This is a genomic window from Vibrio nigripulchritudo (assembly GCF_027924785.1).
Classification (GTDB): domain Bacteria; phylum Pseudomonadota; class Gammaproteobacteria; order Enterobacterales; family Vibrionaceae; genus Vibrio; species Vibrio nigripulchritudo.
In genome coordinates, this window is record NZ_AP027050.1 from 1,631,674 (window position 1) to 1,652,291 (window position 20,618).

The following is a 20,618-nucleotide window of genomic DNA, read 5'->3' on the forward strand; positions in this document are numbered from 1 at the left end:
TACTTATCAGATCTCTAAGGTCGTCGGAGTTAAGGGTTAAAGCGATATTCAGGCGCTAACTCACTGATACCTAAACCACTCTTCTTGGTCACTTTTAGCTGGACTGGAATGCGTTCTTTCATCGCTTCTATGTGGCTGATGACACCAATCATTTTTCCGGATGCGTTCAGGCTGTCTAACGCATCCAGCGCGATGTCCAATGTTTGCGCATCTAAGGTGCCAAAACCTTCATCCAGGAACAAGGAATCTATGCTGGTTTTGTGGCTCACCAGATCGGACAATGCCAGCGCCAGAGCAAGACTCACGAGAAAGCTCTCCCCGCCCGATAGTGTTTTGGTGTCCCTTTCATTATCGCCCTGCCAAAGATCCAATACTGTCAGCTCAAGCCCTTCCCCTTGCTTTCTTTGCAATTGATATCGACCATAGAGCCTTGAAAGTTGTTTGTTCGCCAGATAAATCAGGTTATCGAGGGTCAGACCTTGGGCAAATTTACGGAATTTATCGCCCTTCTGGGAGCCGATCATCGAATGCAAATACTGGATGTCATCATACTCAACCCGGTACTGTTCAATTTCTTCAAACAATGAAGATTGCTCTTCTCGCCTTTTGTCATCGGATACCAGTTCCTGAGTGATTTCGCCTTCACGTTTCGTCAACCCTTCAAGATGTCTTTGGGCTTCGGTCTGTTGGTTTTGAATGTCTTCTAACTTAATATCAATCCATTCAGGCGCTTTCTCATGGCAGTTCAGAGCACTCAGTTTCTGATTAGCGCTTTCCTGAATGGCTTTAAGCTGAGTAACGGAATCATTCAACGACTGTTTGAGCTGCTGAATGCGAGCTTTTTCCTCGATTGGTAACAACGCACTTTGGAACTGCTCAACAGTATCAAAGGGGCTTGATGACAAAGCTTGTTCCCATTCACTCTGAATCTGGCTCTTTGAAACCACAGTATTGCTTAGGCTTTTATTGATTGAAGATTGCTGCCCGGAAAGAGATGCCTGCTTTTCTTTCAGAGACTTGTGCTTAGTCTGAATCAGCTCGGTGCTTCTTTCTGCCTGTGCCACTTGTTCGCGAGCTTTCAGCCTTTCATCGTCAACTGACTTGTTTGCAAACACTTCCGCTCGTTTCGCTATTCGTTCATTAAGCAGATCTGACGTTTCGACCAACTGCTTTTGCAACTGGTTTAAAGCATCTGTTAACTCACTTTGCTGAGAGTCGAGATTTTTCTGCTCTGCCAATAGCTGGGTAACCGAATGACGAAGATCATTAAGGTATTTTTCCTTATTCTGAAACGCGTCAACCTGATCTTTTAGCTCATTAATCCATAGTTCGACATTCTGGTCTGGAACCTTCAGATTCGCTTCAGACATCGCACTTTGCAGCTCCTGACGTTGCTCCAAGCGTTGAGCCTCACGTTTTTGCTTACGCTCAGCAAAATCCTGTTGTTTCTTCTCAATCAATTGGGTGTCTTTCGTTTCAAGCTTAAGCTGATTTTCAAGCTGCACTGCTTTCTCTGACAGTGTGGAAGTCTGCTTCTGCGACTCTTCCAAAGCTTTTTCTGCGGCTTTTAATTGACTGATCTGAGACTGACTGGCTTTGACCTTTTCTTCTAGGCTTGCTGTCAAAATTGCTGCACTGGAAGGCGTAACAATATCAATGGTTGTGTCTAGTGCCGGAAGTTTTTGGTTCCACTGCAACTGGAGTTGTTCCAGTTCCGTTTGCCCTGCCGACAGCTTGCTCTGATTCTCTGAAAGTTGGAACTCAACAGATTTTATCTCGACCGACAGCGCTTCTCCCTGATGCTTTAACTCGGATAAACGTCTTTCTGCTTCTTCTTTTTGTGCAATAGTTTCTGGCACTGACACGGCACCATCAGCAAGTATCGGATGTTCAAGACTGCCGCACAGTGGACATGGCTGGTCATCTCTCAGATTAGCTCTGTAGACAGCAAGATGTTCTTCCTGTGTCACAAGTTGAGCAAGTGACTGAGCTAGCTGATTCTGAGATTTGTATTGTTCCCGCAAGCTGTCTCGCTGCTGATTTTGAAGCTTCAGTTCAGACTCTTGCTGAGCCATTTTTTGAGACAGTTGCTGTTGCTCATTAGAGACTAAAGACCAGCGTTCCTGAAACCCTTGCAACTGATGGGTAACAATAACTTGCTGATTCATCGCTTGTTGTTGAGCTTCCATCTCTTCAAGGCTGGAAGCCCCAGACAAAGCCTGATGACTTGAACTCAGTTGAAGTTCTTTTTCTTTGTTCGATTTGAGTTCTGAATGAGCCAGCTCCAACTCAGATTCTATTTTTTTCTGCTTTTCAATATGCTCAGCTTGCTGAATACCGAGTGAAGACAGATTTGAAACAATCTCGGTGAGTTCGCGGCTTGAATTTTCCAGACCTGTAAGCTGGACTTTCCAACCTTCCAGCTTTGGAGCCACATCTTTCAAATTTGCATTTTGCTCAATGAATTTTTCGCTCTCAGCGATCGTGTCACTCTGTTCTTTCAGTTTGGTTGTGAGCTGTTGGTAAGACGCATCCAGTGTATGCTTTTTGTTGTTCTTCTCATGAATTTCAGACTGCAAGGACGATTGCTTTTGTTTTCCTTGTGAAATGTCACTGTCCAAAGGGATAACCGTTTGTGTGATCAGGTCTTCTAACGCCTGTTGAGCGACCTTAGTGCTTTGCAACGTCGATTCTGAAACCTTAACTTCCGCATCAACGTCCTTGCATTCTGACTCCAGCTCAGTTGCCTGCTTGCGAAGGCTCTCTAGGGATTCCGTGTACTGGCGATGTGTATTATGTATGTCAGAAAGTTTGTCATGCAGTGGTTTGATTTGCTCTGCAGGCTCGGCATCAGCCAGTTTATCGAGCTCTGGCTTGGCTTCGGCAAGTGCTGTTTCAGCATTAATCAGCGATTGCGACGTTTGGCTAAGCTCCGCTGCCAAATCGGTTTTTTCTTTTATCCAGTTAGCGCATTGATCAAAGGACTCTTTCTCTTTTTTCGCAGTTCCATGCTGGTTTTTTAGCGAAGACAGTTCTTCATTTAGCGATTCACGATAAGCCGTATCAAGCAGCTGAACGCCTTGAGCCCTTGATTCTAACGCAATCAAGGTTTGTTTTGACTCTGACCAATGCTGGTGAACTCGTTCTGATATGAGACCGTAGATCTCGGTGCCTGTTAACTCTTCTAACAACTCTGCACGTTCGGATTCTTTGGCATTTAGGAAAGCCGCGAACTGACCTTGAGACAGCATCATGGATTTGGTGAATCTGTCAAAGTCCAGCCCGGTTATGCGCTCTACCTCTTCCAGCTTTTTCTTCGCTTGCGAGGCGATCACTTTTCCGCCTTCCACCTCCGCAAGCTCCACTTCTGCACCTTGAAGCTTTCCGTCCGCTTTGCCCCTTGAGCGACGCATGCTCCAAAACGCTCGGTAGGCTTTTCCTTTTACCTCAAATTCGACTTCTGAGCAGCACTCAGACTCTCCTCTGGTCATGGCTTCGTTGCTGGATTGGGTTAGCAGACCAAGCCGAGGCGTTTTGTGATAAATCGCCAGACAGATTGCATCAAGAAGTGTGGTTTTTCCTGCACCCGTTGCACCAGTAATCGCGAACAAACCATTGTCGGTGAATGGTGACTGAGTGAAGTCGATCTTCCATTCACCTTTTAAAGAGTTCAGGTTTTTAAGCCTCAGAGACAGTATTTTCACTTTTTCTCCTCCTCGACCTCAGCGACAATGCGAATGAACTTCTCTTCAAGCCGAGCTTTGCGAGCCAGTTCTTCATCCGTTTCAAATACTTCTTGCGCAATGCGTTTGGTAAAAACGTCTAATGGGCTCAGTTCGTCCAGCGTTTCATTTCGTTCCTGACTGAGCGCTTTTCTCCTTGAGGACTGGCTTCGTTTAAGCTGCAGTACTTCAACAGGAAGATCTTCTACCATCTTTTGAATTCTTTGCTGCAAATCTGACAGGTAGTCGTCGATTTCAACCTCAATACTCAACCAAACCGTTTCTTTACTCTCTACAAATTTTTTAAGATCGGTTTCCAACTCTGTTAATGAGCCGGATACAGTTGCCATTGGCTGAAAGCTTGGGATTTCTAACGACGTGATCTCTGGAGAATGGGAATGTTCAAAATTGAGCAAAAGCACCTGTTTGTTCGACTTTAATTCGTCAAAGCTGAGTGGAATGGGGGAACCACAGTATCGGATGTGTTCTTGCTTTGCGACAATCTGCGGGCGATGAATATGCCCCAGAGCAATATAGTCAGCGGGCGGGAAGCCGTCGGCTGTAAACCCTTCCAGTGTTCCAATGTAAATATCGCGTACAGATTCCGACTGCTTTACACCTAATGCCGTTAAATGCCCTGTGGCGATAATCGGAACATCGACACCTAACGCTTTTCGCCTCTCAACTGCTGCCTGATAAACACTGGCGTAATGATCTTTAATTGCATCTGCAATTGCTAACCTTTTATCAGTGGAGGAGTCTCCTGACTGGCTAACGACTAAATCACGTGGACGTAAAAACGGGATCGCACAAAGCAGAGCACCGACATTTCCACTGCCGTCTGCCAATTCCACAACCTGATCCTGGCTTTGTTCTAGGCTACTGGCAATCACATGAGTATTGAGATAGGCGAGAATTTGCTTGGTTTCATTCAGGACGGATACTGAATCGTGATTTCCTCCCAATACCACCAAAGTGCAGTCTGATTTTTGCAGTTGCACCACAAACTGGTTATACATTTCTCGGGCGTAACTTGGGGGAGATCCTGTATCGAAGATATCTCCCGCGACAATCAACGCATCGACATTATGCTGTTCAATTTGTTGGAGGAGCCAGTTCAGAAAGGATTGATGTTCGTTCTTTCTGCTCTTTGTGTAGAAGTTTTGCCCAAGATGCCAGTCTGAGGTGTGAATGATGCGCATGTCATTGTTTTTCGTTTAGAACATCGCACAAGTGTAATAGCAGGTAGAAATCAATGACAGCGATTTTTAGGTTGTCGACCGGCTAAACCATTGAGCATGAGCAAATAAAGTGACATGGCATATCAGTACACCCGCCAGACACCCAAAAACATTGCAAGCCATATCCAGCCAGGAAAACTGCCTTGTTGGTAACCAAATCTGCAATAACTCGTCTGTTACCACAAAAAATAGCAATAACGCGACCATTGGCTTGTTAGAAGCGCGACTCGCTAGCCCAGCTAACCCACCCAGTACCAAGGCAAATGCGACGTGGAAAATCAGGTCGTGTGACTGAACTGCCTGTCCAAGATCACCAGAAAGCAGACCGGCACTTTTCAAAATCGAAAGGCTAGCAACGCTTAGCACGACCAAAACAAACAGACCAACCACGAAATTGGCATGATTGGTCTGTTGAGTATCGAAGTTTTTCATTCAATATTTCTCTGAATTCGGTTCAGAGTATTATTTCTTACCAGTCACTTCTTTTGCAAGCTCGGAAGAGCGCCCTTGCAAATAAACATTTTCGTAGCAGTAGTTTGTTGCCTCGATGTAACCTTCAACACTACCACAGTCAAAACGCTGACCATCAAACTTGTACGCCAGAACACAACCAGCTTTGGCTTGCTTTAGAAGCGCATCAGTAATTTGAATTTCGCCACCTTTACCCGGCTCTGTTTGCTCGATCAGTTCGAAGATGTCTGGTGTCAAAATATAGCGACCAATGATAGCCAGATTGCTTGGTGCTGTACCTGGCTCTGGTTTTTCGACCATGTCGTCAACTCGGTAGAGCTTGTCTTTGATCATCTCACCCGAGATCACGCCGTATTTGTGGGTTTCTTCAACTGGCACTTCTTCTACTGCGACAATAGAACAGCGGAACTGTTTATAAAGCGCGACCATTTGAGCGAGCACGCCTTGCGCTCTGTTTACACAAAGGTCATCAGCAAGAACCACAGCAAAAGGTTCGTCACCCACCAGCTCACGTCCTGTCAGAATCGCGTGACCCAGACCTTTCATTTCGCGCTGGCGAATGTAGGTGAAATTCGCGGCATCAATAATTTCACGAATGTCGATCAGCAGCTCTTCTTTGTTAGTGCCACTGATCTGATGCTCCAGTTCGTAGTTTTTGTCGAAGTGATCCATTAGAGAGTGTTTACCACGCCCTGTCACCACACACATGTCCGTCATTCCTGCCTGAATCGCTTCCTCAACCCCGTATTCAATAAGAGGTTTGTTTACGATAGGCATCATCTCTTTCGGCATTGATTTCGTTGCCGGTAAAAAGCGCGTTCCATAGCCAGCTGCCGGAAATAAGCATTTCTTGATCATTACAACTCCGTTTCTTAGTCCTGTTTGGGTCCTTGCCCAAAAAATTTATATCTTTATTGTTATTGGTAAATGTACTCGCGTGGGTATATCAAGACCTGTCGACATTACCCTCGCGATATTTCAATTGGATTTTAGTTATGTCATCAACTCTCTCGGAATGCCCTGAGAAGGCTGACTTTTAGTGGTTCGAGTAGATAGTCCAGCGGACGCTTCTCTTCGAGAAGCACATAGACTTCCGCTGGCATACCCGGATAAAGTTCCAGATCTGGATTCTTAGAAATTTCGTCTTGGTTAAGCTTTACCTTCACCTTAAATCCACTGACTTCCTCGCCGTTGGATTCAATTCTGTCTGCATCAATGTAAACCACTTCACCATGTACTGGTGGCGTCGTCCGGAAGTTAAATGCAGAAAGGCGAATTAAGGCTTGCTGCCCTATTCTCACTACATCAATATCCGTCGGGTTAATTATGGCTTCGACTATCAGGCTGTCGTTGTCTGGCACAATTTCCATTAAGCTTTCACCTGCGCCTACAACTTCTCCTGATGTGTTCACCTGCAAACCAAGTACAACACCGCTAACGGGGCTTTTAACCACCGTTCGCGCCTGCACATCACTGGCTAACTTGAGCTCTGCTTCAAGCGAGATAAGGGCATTGCGAACTTCTGCAATTTTGGTTTCGACTTCAGATCGGTTGCGTTGCTGAATGGCACTCTTTTGCTGCTCAAGCTCTGAAACAGACAAAATCTGACCATCAAGTTCTGCCTGAACTGAAATGATGTCAGATACGAGCAATACTTCTGATCGTTTCAGTTCCAGCACTTTCAGACGTGAGGTGAAACCGTCAGCAAGAAGTTGATCGTGCATCTCAATTTCGTCATTAAGGAATTCGAGGGCTTGCTTGCGCTGAGCGAGCATCTGAGAAGAAAATGCTCGGCGATTTTTGGTCTGTTTCAAACGCGAATCGACAATATCCAGTTCTTTGTTACGCATGTCCACACGACTTGCGAATAGAGACTGCTGGTTCGCGATTAAGGTTTCAATTTCCAACACCAAATGTGGAAACAAATCCTTTTCCAGATTAGGCACAAACCGATCCAGATTGCCTCGCTCTGCCAGCAGACGCTGGTATTCGATCTGACGGCTGATCCACGTTAACTGGGTCTGCTTAAGGCGGCTCTGAAAAGTGATGTCTGAGATCTTAATCAGAGGCGCACCTTTCTCGACTTGCTGTCCTTCGCGGACATACACATCGGCAACAATGCCACCTTCAAGGTGTTCTATGCTCTTACGCTTACTTTCAACAATCACGATACCTGAAGCGATAGCGGCAGAATCGAGTTTGGCAAACCATGTCCAGGTAGCAAAGAAGCCCAAGCTAACTACAAGGAATACTAACGCACGACGAATTAAGCGATTGTTATCTGTCATTAAGGAGAGAGAATCTTTCATATCACCGCTCCTAGTACTTAATAGCCTGATAATTGCTATGGCTAGCAATGTTCACGCTATTCTTATTCTGTTTGGGTTTGTTTTCGAAAGCATCGTGAATAACGCCGTCTTTCAGCTCAACCACGTAATCCGCCAATTTCATCATCTGAGGTGAATTACTGACGAAGATGATTCCTACCCCCGCCTTTTTCCATTCATCCAGATTCTTAACCAGTTGCTGGACCATGGCGTTATCTAAGAAAGACGTTGGTTCATCCAAAATGAGAAGTTTGGGCTGATAATAGAAGCATCTGGCGAGCGCAAGACGCTGCATTTCACTGCGAGAAAGCTCCACACCTTCAAGCCCCAGAGTCGTTCCATAACTTTGAGGAAGCTTCGCTACAAAACTGTGGCAAAGTGCCGCTTTGCTGGCTTTCACTACTTTTTCAGGTACATCCAGATCGAGATGATCTCCAAAACCACTGATATTGTCGGATACCGAGGCATCGAATACATCTATCACCTGAGGTAAGTAACCAATCGATTGAGCCAGACGGTTTGGATCGAGCTTATCAACATTGATGCCATTAACTCGAACCTGCCCCTGAGTGGGTGAGTAGTAGTTAGCGAGTAGCTTGAGTAACGTTGACTTACCCGAACCAGAAGCACCTTTCACTGCTAAACAGTGTCCGGGCTTGAGATTGAAGCCAATGTTGTGAACCAGTAATCGCTCACCGATTCCACGATAGGTAACCTTGTCTACGGACAACTCAATCTCTTCCATTGCGATGTCCATCTTATTGTCGTCCTGATGGCTAGCAAGAATGGTGGAAATACGCTTGTAGGCTTCTTTTGATTCTAGCCAGCCAAAGTACTGGCTTGCACCCTGATCGATTGGGGCGAGGATTCTTGCCAGTAGAATGGAAGCAGCCAGCAGAGAACCGGCCATAATCTGTTCCTGAATCACCAACCAGGCACCTACGGCGAATACACCAACCTGAACACACATGCGAATAAATTTCAGTACCGTTTGTCCGTGGTTGGTCATTCGCTTAGATCGTTCATCCTGTTCCAGTGTTTTTGACTGTTTTTGTCTCCAGCGATCAACGACTTTTCCGGATGCCTGATAAGACTTGAGCAACTTGCCTTTACTGAATAACTTTTGAACAGAAGAGGAATGCTGAACAGAAAGCGAACGTGCCTCTTTCATATTTTTGTGGGTAAAGAGAAGCAGTAATCCGCTGGCGGCACCCAATACCACGGTAGAGAGCAGCGCATACATGCCCAGTAATGGATGCAGCAAAAACAAAACGATAATAAAAATAAATGTCCAGGGGAGGTCTGACAAACTGCGATGGAACGGCGAAGCTAGATACTGTTTCGTTAACTGATGATCTTGAACGGCTTTGTGTGCTGCCGCAGCATTTTTAGATGATAAGCCTAAGCTCTTTTGAATCAGCAATTCACCAAAAGAACTGTCATAAATTGAGGACAGATTATTGAGAATCTGTTGGCGCGTATAGTCCATACAAACTTGCACTAACAGCAAGAAAATCGCAATTAACGCGAGAAAGAGCAACGTGTCTGTACTTCTTGAAGAAAGAACGCGATCGAATACCTGCAAACTGTAAATTGGCAGTACGAGAACCAGAAGATTGGCGAATACCGAGAAAACTTGAAAATAGAAAAAGTTTTTCTTTTGGTACGTTGAGAAAGTTGACCAGAGTTTCATAGACGTATATTGCCTGCGAGTTTTTTATAATTATTCCTAACCACCCTAACTTTTGTCTGTCGCTGTTAAGAAAAGCCACAACCAAAAATTAAGAAGCCTGAGTATAGGATGCCTTTGATTCAACGGGCATATCGAAAAGTTACATTGGGAATAATTTCAAACCTGTGCATGAGCTAAGTATGAAAAGGGATCGCTTCGAAAAAGCGATCCCTCAGTAATACTCAGTTAAACAGCTGGTGCGTAGTCTGAATCTGAAGTCAGAATCTGGTAAGCACCCTCTTCTGTGTACACAGTAACAGAATAGAAGTCATCCGCATCCAGACCTTGAGCGTCAAGATACATTGCTTCATCCGCAGTTAGCTCATAACTGTCGTGACCCAGAATGCTGCCATCCAACGTGATATCAATGTTGGACAGCACAAGACCGAAGCCGACTTCTGCTTCCGCGTTGTTTGCCGCCAGCAATGCGTCATCAATGGTCAATGCTGCTGGTGCAATTTTGCCTGCGCCACGAACTACTTCGAAGTTTTCAAATGATACCGTATCCGTACCACTTAGTTTCAGTACATCAAAACCTGAACCGCCATCAGCAAAACGATGCTCTGCGCCGACAGCTGGACCTAATAGACCTGATACGTCCACAACGTCATTCCCTGCTCCTGCGTCTATTTCAAAACGAGTAAATTGGGAATTCTTTGCATGGGTAATAGTGATAATATCGTTACCAAATCCGCTGTTCACTTCAAATAAATTGCCCCAGTTCAAGCTATTTGAAAACGCAGCAATAGTAATTGCATCATTACCGTTGCCCGTATCAATCGTACCGCGTTTAGCATTTGCTACCAGGATTGAAGCGCCTTGCGAATTATTATTATCAATATCTACGTCAACAAAGTTGTTTACGTAAACAAGATTATCATTGCCATCTACTTTTGCTTCCTTATAACCTGCTTTGTTCCAGGTATCAGAAGAAAGAACTGTGGCACTCAATATGCCACCTGTGGATTCTAGGCTTACACCATCTGCTGACACGCTACCAGTTCCAATAAGAGAAAGAGCAGCGTTGCCTGCATTCAGACCTGACGCTGAGCCTGTGCCATCTGTATTCGTCGTCCCTACATAAGTTGTAGTCATTTCCATGTCTCCAATTATTAACAACACAAGTTAACCAGCATCAAGGTATAAGGCTTATTATTTTTGATGCCAGATTATTGATATCAGGAAAAATTATATTGACCTTAACATCAATTTGACACTGCCCTGACATACAATAATGACAAAATAGGACTACAGCATTAGGGTTTACTAACCTAATATTAAAGGGTTAATTAAATAAGGTGACTTTTCCTAATTTTAGGCATGACAATATTGGTCCAATTTTTTAAAAAATAATGAATAAAAAAACTCAGTACTATTTTTTTATTAGTAACAATAAATAAGAAAATAAAAGAAGAAGTGTTCAATTACATGTAGATCAAAGAGTTAGCTCTACTCATACCAAACTAATGAATTAGTGCCTAATCCGGCTGAGCTTCACCCTCTACTTCTCTAGAGTGGCAGAACAAAATCATACTTAGAACTAGAACCCATATAAAAGCGTTACTTAGCAATACCCCACTTGACGCAGATGCAATGGTTAACCCCCCCGTAATCACACTAATTGCAATCGCTAACTGTTGTTCATAAGTGTGAGTCAGTGTCTTGGACATGAGCGCAGAAAACATACATTTACCTATCCAAACAATAACAACCATACTCCCAGGAATGCCAATGCCAAGAACAAGATCCATATAGGAACTGTGTGTTGATCTTGCAGCCCAACCAAACGCCGCCGAATATTGATACATAATTTCAGGTCGGCTAAATACCCCAATTCCATACCCGAACAATGGTCGCTCAAATATCAACCCATAAAGAACTTCCCATAGCCCTGTTCTTCCTGTCAGAGTTGGATCTCTCCCAAGTAATATCAGAATGTCGTACAGAAACGCATTTAATAAAATGACCAGGAAAATAAGACCTGTGGAGTAAAACGCCAGTAACACTATTTTCTGGCGAATCATGGGTTTGGCTATTACAAAACGTACAAAGAAGAAAGTGGTTATAACCACCATCATTGTCAACAATGCTGTTATTGACTGAGACATAATAACCATTAGCAAACAACACAAAAATAAAATCAGTTGCTTTAAATCTCTACATTTTGATTCAAACCACCAACGCTGAAGGAAAATAATACTGATTACAGCAAAAAACGAACCTGCTCCGTTTTTATGAACAAACAACCCTCGCCACGCACCAGCATGTATACCATTCATGATCGCGTACTGTGGAAACAGGAACACATATATGACATTCAGTACGACGACTGCTGTAAAAAAGGTGACCAGCGTTTTGTATAGCACTTCGGGTCCGTAATACCGGTAATAAAGAAAGACAGGCACCGAAACAACAGAAACCGAGATTAAATACCTAAGAGCGAGGCTTGAGTTTGGAGAAAATAGAATCGAAAGTAAGCTGAACGCAATAATGATGTATGCCAATACACTGATCCTCATCTGTGCCAATATTCTTTTTCCCGTAAAGAAAAAGAATAAAGCAATAAGGGCAAGCTGTGCCATTTGCATGTACTTTTGCGGTGTGTAACTGATGTTACTAATTAAATACTGAGCAGCAGGATAACCGAATCCCATATTGGTTGATCGGATCAACACCAGATAAAACAGTGCTGTCAGACAGAAAAAATTAAAAGAATCTCTTCGAATCAGCATACTTAGTTAAGCTCCAGATCCTTTGTTCCATAACGTCGGTGCATACATAAACCAACGAAACCGGATTTACCGTAGAAATAAATTCTTTTTACTGAATTGTTTTTGGAGCTGGCAGGAGAAAATGCCATCATCAAAAGTGCACAAACAAAAAGTACCGCTGAGTTCACTCTAAGCTAAGTTTTTTGCACGTATTCAGATGGCTGTTCGACCTAACCAACAACGAAGTCCACAGATGAGTAACTAATCTGGTTGAACTTCATCCTCTACCTCTCTTGAGTGGCAGAACAAAATCATACTTAGAACTAGAACCCATATGAAAGCGTTACTTAACAACACACCACTTGAGGCAGATGCAATAGTTAAACCGCCAGTAATTACCCCAATTGCAACCGCTAACTGCTGCTCATAAGTGTGAGTTATTGTCTTAGACATGAGGGCAGAAAACATACTTTTACCTATCCAGATAAATACAGCTATGCTCCCAGGAATGCCAATACCAAGAGCGAGATCCATATAGGAACTGTGCGTAGTTTTCGCCGCCCAACCAAACGCCGAGGAATACTGATACATGATTTCCGGCCGGCTAAACACACCAATTCCATACCCGAACAACGGTCGTTCAAATATCAACCCAAATAGCACTTCCCAAAGCCCTGTTCTACCTGTCAGAGTCGGGTCTTTCCCGAGTAAGATGAGAATGTCGTACAGAAAGACATTCAATAATGTCACTGAGAAAATAAGGCCTACGGAGTAAAAAGTCAGCAATACTATTTTCTGACGAATCAGTGGTTTGGCTATTACAAAACGTACGAAGAAAAAAGTGGTCATCACTATGACCATTGTCAGCAACGCCGTTATCGACTGAGACATGATAACCATTAGCAAACAACACAAGAATAAACCCAGTTGTTTCATATCCCTGCGTTTTGATTCAAACCACCAGCGCTGAAAAAATATAATACTGATCACCGCAAAGAACGAACCAGCTCCGTTTTTATGAACAAAGAGCCCTCGCCAAGAACCCGCATGCACACCATTCATGATCGCGTATTGCGGAAACACAATGACATATAAGACATTCAGCACGACGACTGCCGTAAAAAAGGTGACCAGCGTATTGTATAGCGCTTCTGGTCCGTAATACCGGTAATAGAGAAAGACTGGTATCGAAACAACAGAAACTGAGATCAAATATCTAAGGGCGAGACTTGAGTTTGGAGAAAATAAAATCGAAAGTAAGCTAAACGCAATAATGATGTATGCCAAAACGCTGATCCTCAGCTGCGCCAATAACCTTTTCCCTGTAAAGAAAAAGAATAAGGCAATTAGAGCAAGCTGCGCCATCTGCATGAACTTTTGCGGTGTATAGCTAATGTGACCCAATAGGTGTTGAGCAGCCGGGTAACCGAAACCCATGTTAGTGGATCGGACTAGTACCAGATAAAACAGTGCAGTCAGACAGAAAAAATTAAAAGAGTCTCTTCGAATCAGCATACTTAGTTAAGCTCCAGATCCTTAACTTTCAGGCTTATCTCGGGGTACTTATCCCAGCTTGTTGGCTTGTAAATACCCAGTTTAAAAAATGGCATTTTGGCATCGTTAAATGTGTTTGGGCCGCAGGTTTCGCTTAGCAAAACCCCATTTAAATAAGTTTTGAGGCACTCGTTATCAGAAGTAGACAAAACGCCTTCTATTCTAAACTGATTCCATACATTAGCTGCGTAGCTCACACCTTCGAAAAGCGTCCGAGAACGAATAGAATTACCATTTGCAGCACAGGAGCCACGTTTGGTGCTGGATATCTTCTTCTGATCCCAGCGGTTGTACATTCTGAGTTTTCCGTTTTTAGTTTCTAGTGCCATGATTGGGCAACGCCAGCTTTCTCCTTTGTCAGGGAAGGAATGAATTTGGAAATAGCTGTGCCACTGATTGGAATACTGGTAAGTATCGTTAACCAAAAAGCGAAAACTCAAGGAGAAGGGTTTGTCTCGTTCAAGCCCTTTTTGAACTGCAATTTCACAGCGCTTCCTGCCTTTTTTAGGCTTCAGCTTGAACTCTACAGACGTGCTGAGCGATCCTTTGTCCCATAATTCTGGATGACACTCGTAAACGAATGAAACCGGATTTTCTGTAGAAATAAATTCTTCTTGTTGAAGTGTTTTTTTTTGGCTGGCTGACGAAGAAAAAGTCATCGTCAAAAGTGCACAAACGAAAAATACTGCTGAGTATCGCTTCCTGCTGACTAACATATTATCCACTCAATTTCACAATCATAGCTCGGGTCAAGAAAGTGACATTTCCAATAACATATCGATTGAACAAGCGCTTCGGCTCTCTCATTAACCGGTAAGCCCACTCTAAGCTGAGTTTTTGCACCCATTCAGGTGCTCTTTCAACCTTACCAGCTATGAAATCCACAATAGCTCCACCGTTGATGGTCGATATGTTTGGATACGTCTCGCATATCATTTTAGACACGGCTTCTTGCTTAGGCATCCCCATTGCCATCACCACCAAATCAACCTCGTAATCGGCAAGATGTTGAACATATGCACTGGGTTCCTTAAAGCCGTCAAGAACGGTCACTATTTGTACATTCTGAGTTTCAAGTTTTTGTCTGGCAACCGTCAGTTCTTTGTTTGTTGAACCAAACAATGCCACTTTTTTCCCCTGATACACCTGAGTAAGCAATACAGGAATGAGATCGGTGCCATTGAGGTTGTATCCAGGCTCCTTACCCAGCATTTTGAAAAGGATCTTTACACCAATACCATCTCGTAAAACCAGATCGCTCGCCATGATGGAATCGACAAAGCCCGAATTTCTGCATCCGAGATTAAAAGCATGGGCATTCAGGAATGCAATATTGAGCCGTTTTCCTTCTTCAAGATTCTGACGACAATGTTGAACAACCCGATCGGTTGATTCAAATACGGTAATTTTTGAAACGAACTGACGAAATTCCAATTTCATTAAACTGCTGCCTTAATGTAGTTGAGCGCTTCTTTTGCTCGTACTGCCCAAGTGTTTTGTTTTGCAAACGCTTTTCTTTTTTCTCTTGTTGATGGAGTATCAGATTCAATTGCCTTGCCTATTGAATCAACAAACTCATCATCCGTTTCGACAACGTGGACCAGTCGTTTACCTTCCTTGTCAAAGTCACATTGGCTAGAGACAGACGGAATACCAGCAGCGCAATATTCATATAACTTCAAAGGGTTACGGTACTGATTGAAAGGAGACATTCGGTAGGGACATATTCCGACTTTAAATGTGGACATAAAATTGGGCAATTGTTCGTAAGGAACTAGCCCTGTCAGCGTTAAATTCGAATATTTGTGAGAAAGAGCCGTAATGGCGTCATTTCCAACCTTTCCTACCATCATTATGGTCATGTCAGGATAACGCTCGCAAACCTGTTCAATTAAACGCTCATCGGTCGACTGATCGATAGAACCTACAAAACCAATAACGTTTTCTGAGACAGATTCTCTGTCGAATGCATTCACCCATTCACTGCCCACAGCGTTAGGTAAATACTGTACATTTGAATGTAAAGTCAGCTTAGAAAGCTTCTCGACCAGTTGATGGCTGGTTGCGAAACATGCAGCGCTGTTAGTCACACAGGCTTTCAATGTCTGCTGATAAGAAGAGTAATGAGAAAACGGATACTCTTTATCATCATCGTAGTTGTCGTAGTGAGTGTAAGCGTACGGCACCCCAACCCCTTTTAGATAAAGGTATTGGTCTGGCTTGTAAAACCAGAGACAACTCACTTTGCTGCCAGAACGCTTTCCCGCTTTCGTTACTTGCCACTTAATCGGCAAGGTTACCGTGAGCCAGCGAGCAAGTGCATTGTTCATTGTCCAGCTGACAGGCAGCAAAGTAAGTAAAGGCAGCACTTGTACGTTGCCAATCTTTTCCGGAGTCTTGTAGCTACTGTCTGCCTTTAAAAACCATTTTGGCCTTTTAAAATAAAGCAGAGGTGTGTCTTCATTACCCAACTCCTCACTTATCGCCTTGATAAAAGGACGACGATGAAATTTAAGGTACTGATCACTGATTGAAAAAATTGCAATACTCATGAGTAATGACCTGCCACTATGCCGTCATTCATGAATATCCCCTTATAAAAGCCCAGCAACCAGACAAAACCACAAAAATACATGGCGGGACATAATACGAGCAGCATGAATGGGCTGAATGCGTATTTGAGATTACGAAAATTAATTCGAGTAATTTTTGCCAGCATCATCAAAGGCAGTAGTAGCGCAAGTACCCATTTATTCATACCACTATCCTTCTTCTGATAACGAAGGAAGAACAAATTGTTCCCCGTTATATAGATTTTTTTAAGGACTTTCTTGAAGGGAGAATCCTGAATCTGGTAGCCAATCACATCAGGAAAGAAGTGCAGTGTATGACCCATGCGTACCAGCTTTTCCGTCAGTTCCGTATCTTCCATACGTGAGATATCAGTGAACCCGCCCACTTCATCAAACAGCGTTTTCTCGATGATCATGAGCGCCGAGCTTAAATTTGCGCGCTCTGTTGGCGAGCGAGAGGACTGGGATTCGTTATTAAAATAATAATGCTCGATATACGAGGTCAGTGTTAGGTCTCCTTTTTTGTCGAGATCCAGTGCACCACCGAATATCTTCACACCATCTGCTATGTGATTTGCAACGTCTTGAAGCGCTTGTTCATCCAGAACAACATCAGCGTCAACAAAAACAAGATAATCGCCGTTTGCAGCGTTAGCCCCTATATTGCGACCACCGCCAGGGTTAAAACGTTTTTCTTCTTTAAACAAACGGACAAACGGGTACTGAGCACAAATCTGGTCGACTTCAATCCCCGGTGAACAATCTACAACCAATACCTCTGCGTCAACCACATCCAACTGCTTAGCCAACGCAGTCAGGTTACGTCCCAAGTGATCTTGAGATAGGTAGGATGGAATAATGACGGAAAGTTTCACTGACGTATCCCTACTAAATTTAGTTAATCCTGCTGCAGCACATTTTTATAAATGCTTTCAAGTGCTGCACACTGTTTACCTAAGTTGTGAGTCTTATGAACAAACTCGACCGCATTCTTACTGTATCGGTCCCAACGCTCATGGTCATAGGACAGGTTAACAATCGCATCGGCCAACTCGTCAACGCTTTCTTCGCTGACCACAGTCCCAGTCTCACCATCAATAATGGCTTCAGGCATGCCGCCAGTATTGAAAACCACAGCCGGCGTCCCTACTGCCTGCGCTTCCACAATAGTCAGAGCAAGCGCCTCTTCCTGCCCATTAGGCATTCTGACGCTTGGTTGTACATACACGCTTGCTCTTTGCATCCAATGTTTGACCTGTTCTGGTGTCTGCCGACCAGTAAACTCAACCTGAATGTCTTTTGAGTGAGCCAGTTTTTCAAGATGGGCTTTTTCTTCACCATCTCCCACCAGCACCAGCTTGTAGTCAGGGGCAAGTTTTTGAACTTTCGACATAGCTTCAATCAGAAATCGGTGCCCTTTTATTGGAATCATTCGACCGACACACAAAATGATTTTTTCTCGTTTTATGCTTTCAGAGGGCGTAAAGAAATCAGTATCTATACCAATGTAATGACGTATGATTTTGTCTTCAGGAAACCCAAGGCGTACCATTCGTTCTTTAATCGAGTCTGAAACGGCAATAAACTGAGTCGCCCTGTCAGCCAGTTCAAAACGCTTATCCATATACCGCAAGTGCAATCGCCCGTGCTTTTCCAATGAAGGGCGTTCAATCACATCAAAACCATGAAAAGTTACAACTAGCGGAGTATCTAATTTTTCGGCAAGAGATAAAGCCGTCAATCCATTAGGACCAAAATGAGCATGTATAAGATCTGGTCGCAGAGACTTAAAGCGGCTCAGAAGATTAGGCAAAATTATACCTAGCTTGAGCAGCCTGTCGGTTATGACTCCGAACATCCCAGATTTCACTATATGCGTTCTCGCTTCTGGTAATTGAAGCCCGGACTCTACTCTGTCACTACCAAAATATTGTGCTCGATATTGGGTAAGAGCTTCTCCCTGAGCCCGTATAAATGTCTCTGAATGCGCGAGAAGATGATTTGAAAAAATAATGACGTTATTCATATTATTTCGACTTTATTCAGAGATTGGCGAATACCCAACTGCCAGGACGAAGAAATCTGTTTTAAGCAAACAACACGGCTTGCTACGCCAATCAAACAGGTAGCAAAAGAAATAGCCACCAAAGGCAACTCTATGTTCATCTCGGAAATCGCGAAGACAAAAGCAAACGCCATTTCAGAAACGGTCAGCGAAAAAAATGCAATGCCCATGGTTAACGACCTGCTGCGATACCATCACTGACGAATATCCCTTTATAAAAGCCCAGCATCCAGGCAAAACCACAAAAGTACATGATGGGACATAACACGAGCAGCATGAATGGGCTGAATGCGTACTTGAGATTACGAAGGTTAATCCGAGTAATTTTTGCCAGCATCATCAAAGGCAGTAGCAGTGCAAGTAGCCATTTATTCATGCCGCCATCCTTCTTCTGATAACGGAGGAAGAAGAGATTATTCCCTGTTATGTAGATTTTTTTGATGACTTTCTTGAAGGGAGAATCCTGAATCTGATAGCCAATCACATCAGGGAAGAAATGCAGAGTATGCCCCATACGTACCAGTCTTTCCGTCAATTCGGTGTCCTGCATACGTGGAATATCACTGAATCCACCTATTTCATCAAACAGTGCTTTCTCGATGATCATAAGCGCCGAGCTTAAATTCGCGCGCTCAGTAGGCGTGCGAGAAGACTGGCTTTCATGATTAAAATAGTAATGCTCAATGTAAGAGGTAAGCGTTACATCCCCTTTTTTATCGAGGTCCAGCGCGCCACCAAATATTTTCGCTCCTTCTGAAGCGTGTTTTGCGACGTTTTGAAGCGCCTGCTCATCCAGGACAACATCAGCATCGGCAAAAACAAGATAATCACCGTTTGCTGACTTAGCCCCAATATTACGCCCCCCACCAGGGTTAAAACGTTTTTCTTCTTTGAGCAAACGGACAAACGGGTACTGAGCACAAATCTGGTCGACTTCATTTCCAGGAGAACAGTCGACGACCAATACCTCTGCATCGACCTTATCCATCTGCTTAGCCAAAGCCGACAGGTTACGCCCCAAGTTATCTTGAGATTGGTAGGATGGAATAATTACGGAAAGTTTCACTGACGTATCCCTACTAAATTTTGTTAATTCTGCTGCAGCACATTCTGGTAAATACTCTCAAGTGCTACACACTGTTTATCTAAGTTATGAGTCTGACGCACAAACTCAATGGCATTTTTACTGTATCGGTCCCAACGCTCATGGTCATAAGACAGGTTCAAAATCGCATCGGCTAACTCGTCACTGTTCTCTTGGCTAACCACGGTTCCTGTCTCACCATCAATAATGCCCTCAGGCATTCCACCAGTATTGAAAACCACAGCGGGCGTCCCCACTGCCTGTGCTTCCACAATAGCTAAGGCAAGCGCTTCTTCCTCTCCATCTGGCATTCTGATGCTAGGTTGAACATACACGCTTGCTCTCTGCATCCATTGTTTAACCTGCTCTGGTGTTTGCCGACCAGTAAACTCAACTCGAATTCCTTTGGATTGAGCCAGTTCTTCAAGCTGCGCTTTTTCTTGGCCATCTCCAACCAGCACCAGCTTGTAATCGGGGGCAAGTTTTTGAACTTTAGACATGGCTTTAACTAAGAATCGTTGCCCTTTGTAGGCAGTCATGCGCCCAACGCAAAGAATGATCTTTTCACGGTGAGTCGATTCATCTGGTGAAAAAAAATGAGTATCGATACCAATGTAATGCTGAATGATCTTACTTTCAGGAAACCCGAGTTTTACCATTCTTTCTTTTACCCACTTCGATACGGCAATAAACTGAGTCACATTGTCTGCAAGTCTCGATCTCCGATCCATATACCGGATATGCAAGCGCCCATGTTTTTCCATTGTTGGAGATTCAATGACGTCATGACCATGAAATGTGACGACAAGGGGGGCACCTAGCTTCTCTGCAAGCGATAGTGCAGTCATTCCATTTGGACCAAAATGAGCATGAATCAGTTCAGGTTTGAGCTTTCTCATTCTTCTGAGAAAATTGGGATGCACGAAACCCAATTTAAACAACTTGTCCGTCAAAGTTCCCAGCATGCCTGTTCGAACAAGATGAGTACGGTCACTAGGAAGTGAAAGTCCTTTTTCGACTTGATCACTCCCTACATACTGTGCCTTGAAGTGCTTTAATGCTTCTCCCTGTGATCGGATAAACGTTTCTGAGTAGGCAAGAAGATGGTTTGAAAAAATAATGACGTTATTCATATCAT

General features: G+C 43.8%; 17 protein-coding genes. All 17 read right to left on the minus strand.

The genetic code is table 11. The features are described from left to right. Positions 1-29 precede the first annotated feature (29 nt). Entirely contained in the window at positions 30-3,704 is a 3,675-nt protein-coding gene (locus QMG91_RS25660) for an AAA family ATPase (protein WP_281830846.1), read from the minus strand. Next, positions 3,701-4,924 (minus strand): exonuclease subunit SbcD, encoded by a 1,224-nt coding sequence (gene sbcD, locus QMG91_RS25665; RefSeq protein ID WP_281830848.1) that lies wholly within the window; start codon positions 4,922-4,924, stop codon positions 3,701-3,703. The genes QMG91_RS25660 and sbcD overlap by 4 nt, the downstream gene beginning before the upstream one ends. A 66-nt stretch (positions 4,925-4,990) precedes the next feature. Further along, entirely contained in the window at positions 4,991-5,395 is a 405-nt protein-coding gene (locus QMG91_RS25670) for a VanZ family protein (protein ID WP_281830849.1), read from the minus strand. A 30-nt stretch (positions 5,396-5,425) separates the two neighbouring features. Next, complete coding sequence (gene galU, locus QMG91_RS25675) at positions 5,426-6,292, minus strand: UTP--glucose-1-phosphate uridylyltransferase GalU (RefSeq protein ID WP_022561778.1); 867 nt, start codon at positions 6,290-6,292, stop codon at positions 5,426-5,428. Positions 6,293-6,435: 143 nt separating this feature from the next. Continuing rightward, entirely contained in the window at positions 6,436-7,743 is a 1,308-nt protein-coding gene (locus QMG91_RS25680) for an HlyD family type I secretion periplasmic adaptor subunit (RefSeq protein WP_004405806.1), read from the minus strand. 10 nt (positions 7,744-7,753) lie between these two features. Then, positions 7,754-9,454 carry an ATP-binding cassette domain-containing protein gene (locus tag QMG91_RS25685; RefSeq protein WP_004405807.1) on the minus strand — a complete coding sequence of 567 codons (1,701 nt, stop codon included), beginning with the start codon at positions 9,452-9,454 and terminating at the stop codon, positions 7,754-7,756. Between the two features lie 225 nt (positions 9,455-9,679). Then, positions 9,680-10,588, minus strand: coding sequence for a hypothetical protein (locus tag QMG91_RS25690; protein WP_022561780.1), 909 nt, complete (start codon positions 10,586-10,588; stop codon positions 9,680-9,682). 383 nt (positions 10,589-10,971) lie between these two features. Next, complete coding sequence (locus tag QMG91_RS25695) at positions 10,972-12,075, minus strand: O-antigen ligase family protein (protein ID WP_239445648.1); 1,104 nt, start codon at positions 12,073-12,075, stop codon at positions 10,972-10,974. Between the two features lie 390 nt (positions 12,076-12,465). Continuing rightward, positions 12,466-13,569 (minus strand): O-antigen ligase family protein, encoded by a 1,104-nt coding sequence (locus QMG91_RS25700; RefSeq protein ID WP_281830851.1) that lies wholly within the window; start codon positions 13,567-13,569, stop codon positions 12,466-12,468. A 152-nt stretch (positions 13,570-13,721) separates the two neighbouring features. Beyond that, positions 13,722-14,474 (minus strand): heparin lyase I family protein, encoded by a 753-nt coding sequence (locus QMG91_RS25705; protein WP_045964912.1) that lies wholly within the window; start codon positions 14,472-14,474, stop codon positions 13,722-13,724. A 1-nt stretch (position 14,475) separates the two neighbouring features. Next, complete coding sequence (locus QMG91_RS25710; protein ID WP_281830854.1) at positions 14,476-15,198, minus strand: WecB/TagA/CpsF family glycosyltransferase; 723 nt, start codon at positions 15,196-15,198, stop codon at positions 14,476-14,478. Then, the gene (locus tag QMG91_RS25715) at positions 15,198-16,310 is read right to left on the minus strand and encodes a glycosyltransferase (RefSeq protein ID WP_281830855.1); all 1,113 of its coding nucleotides are present in this window, start codon (positions 16,308-16,310) and stop codon (positions 15,198-15,200) included. Before QMG91_RS25715 ends, QMG91_RS25710 begins: the two co-directional genes overlap by 1 nt. Further along, positions 16,307-17,206, minus strand: coding sequence for a glycosyltransferase family 2 protein (locus QMG91_RS25720; RefSeq protein ID WP_045964909.1), 900 nt, complete (start codon positions 17,204-17,206; stop codon positions 16,307-16,309). The genes QMG91_RS25715 and QMG91_RS25720 overlap by 4 nt, the downstream gene beginning before the upstream one ends. A gap of 23 nt (positions 17,207-17,229) precedes the next feature. Further along, positions 17,230-18,357 (minus strand): glycosyltransferase, encoded by a 1,128-nt coding sequence (locus QMG91_RS25725; RefSeq protein ID WP_045964907.1) that lies wholly within the window; start codon positions 18,355-18,357, stop codon positions 17,230-17,232. Continuing rightward, complete coding sequence (locus QMG91_RS25730) at positions 18,354-18,566, minus strand: hypothetical protein (protein ID WP_045964905.1); 213 nt, start codon at positions 18,564-18,566, stop codon at positions 18,354-18,356. Before QMG91_RS25730 ends, QMG91_RS25725 begins: the two co-directional genes overlap by 4 nt. Positions 18,567-18,568: 2 nt before the next feature. Beyond that, a complete protein-coding gene (locus tag QMG91_RS25735) occupies positions 18,569-19,462 on the minus strand; it encodes a glycosyltransferase family 2 protein (protein WP_281830857.1) in 894 nt (297 codons plus the stop codon). Between the two features lie 23 nt (positions 19,463-19,485). Beyond that, on the minus strand, positions 19,486-20,613 hold the full coding sequence (locus QMG91_RS25740; protein ID WP_281830858.1) for a glycosyltransferase: 1,128 nt from the start codon (positions 20,611-20,613) through the stop codon (positions 19,486-19,488). Positions 20,614-20,618: the final 5 nt, after the last annotated feature.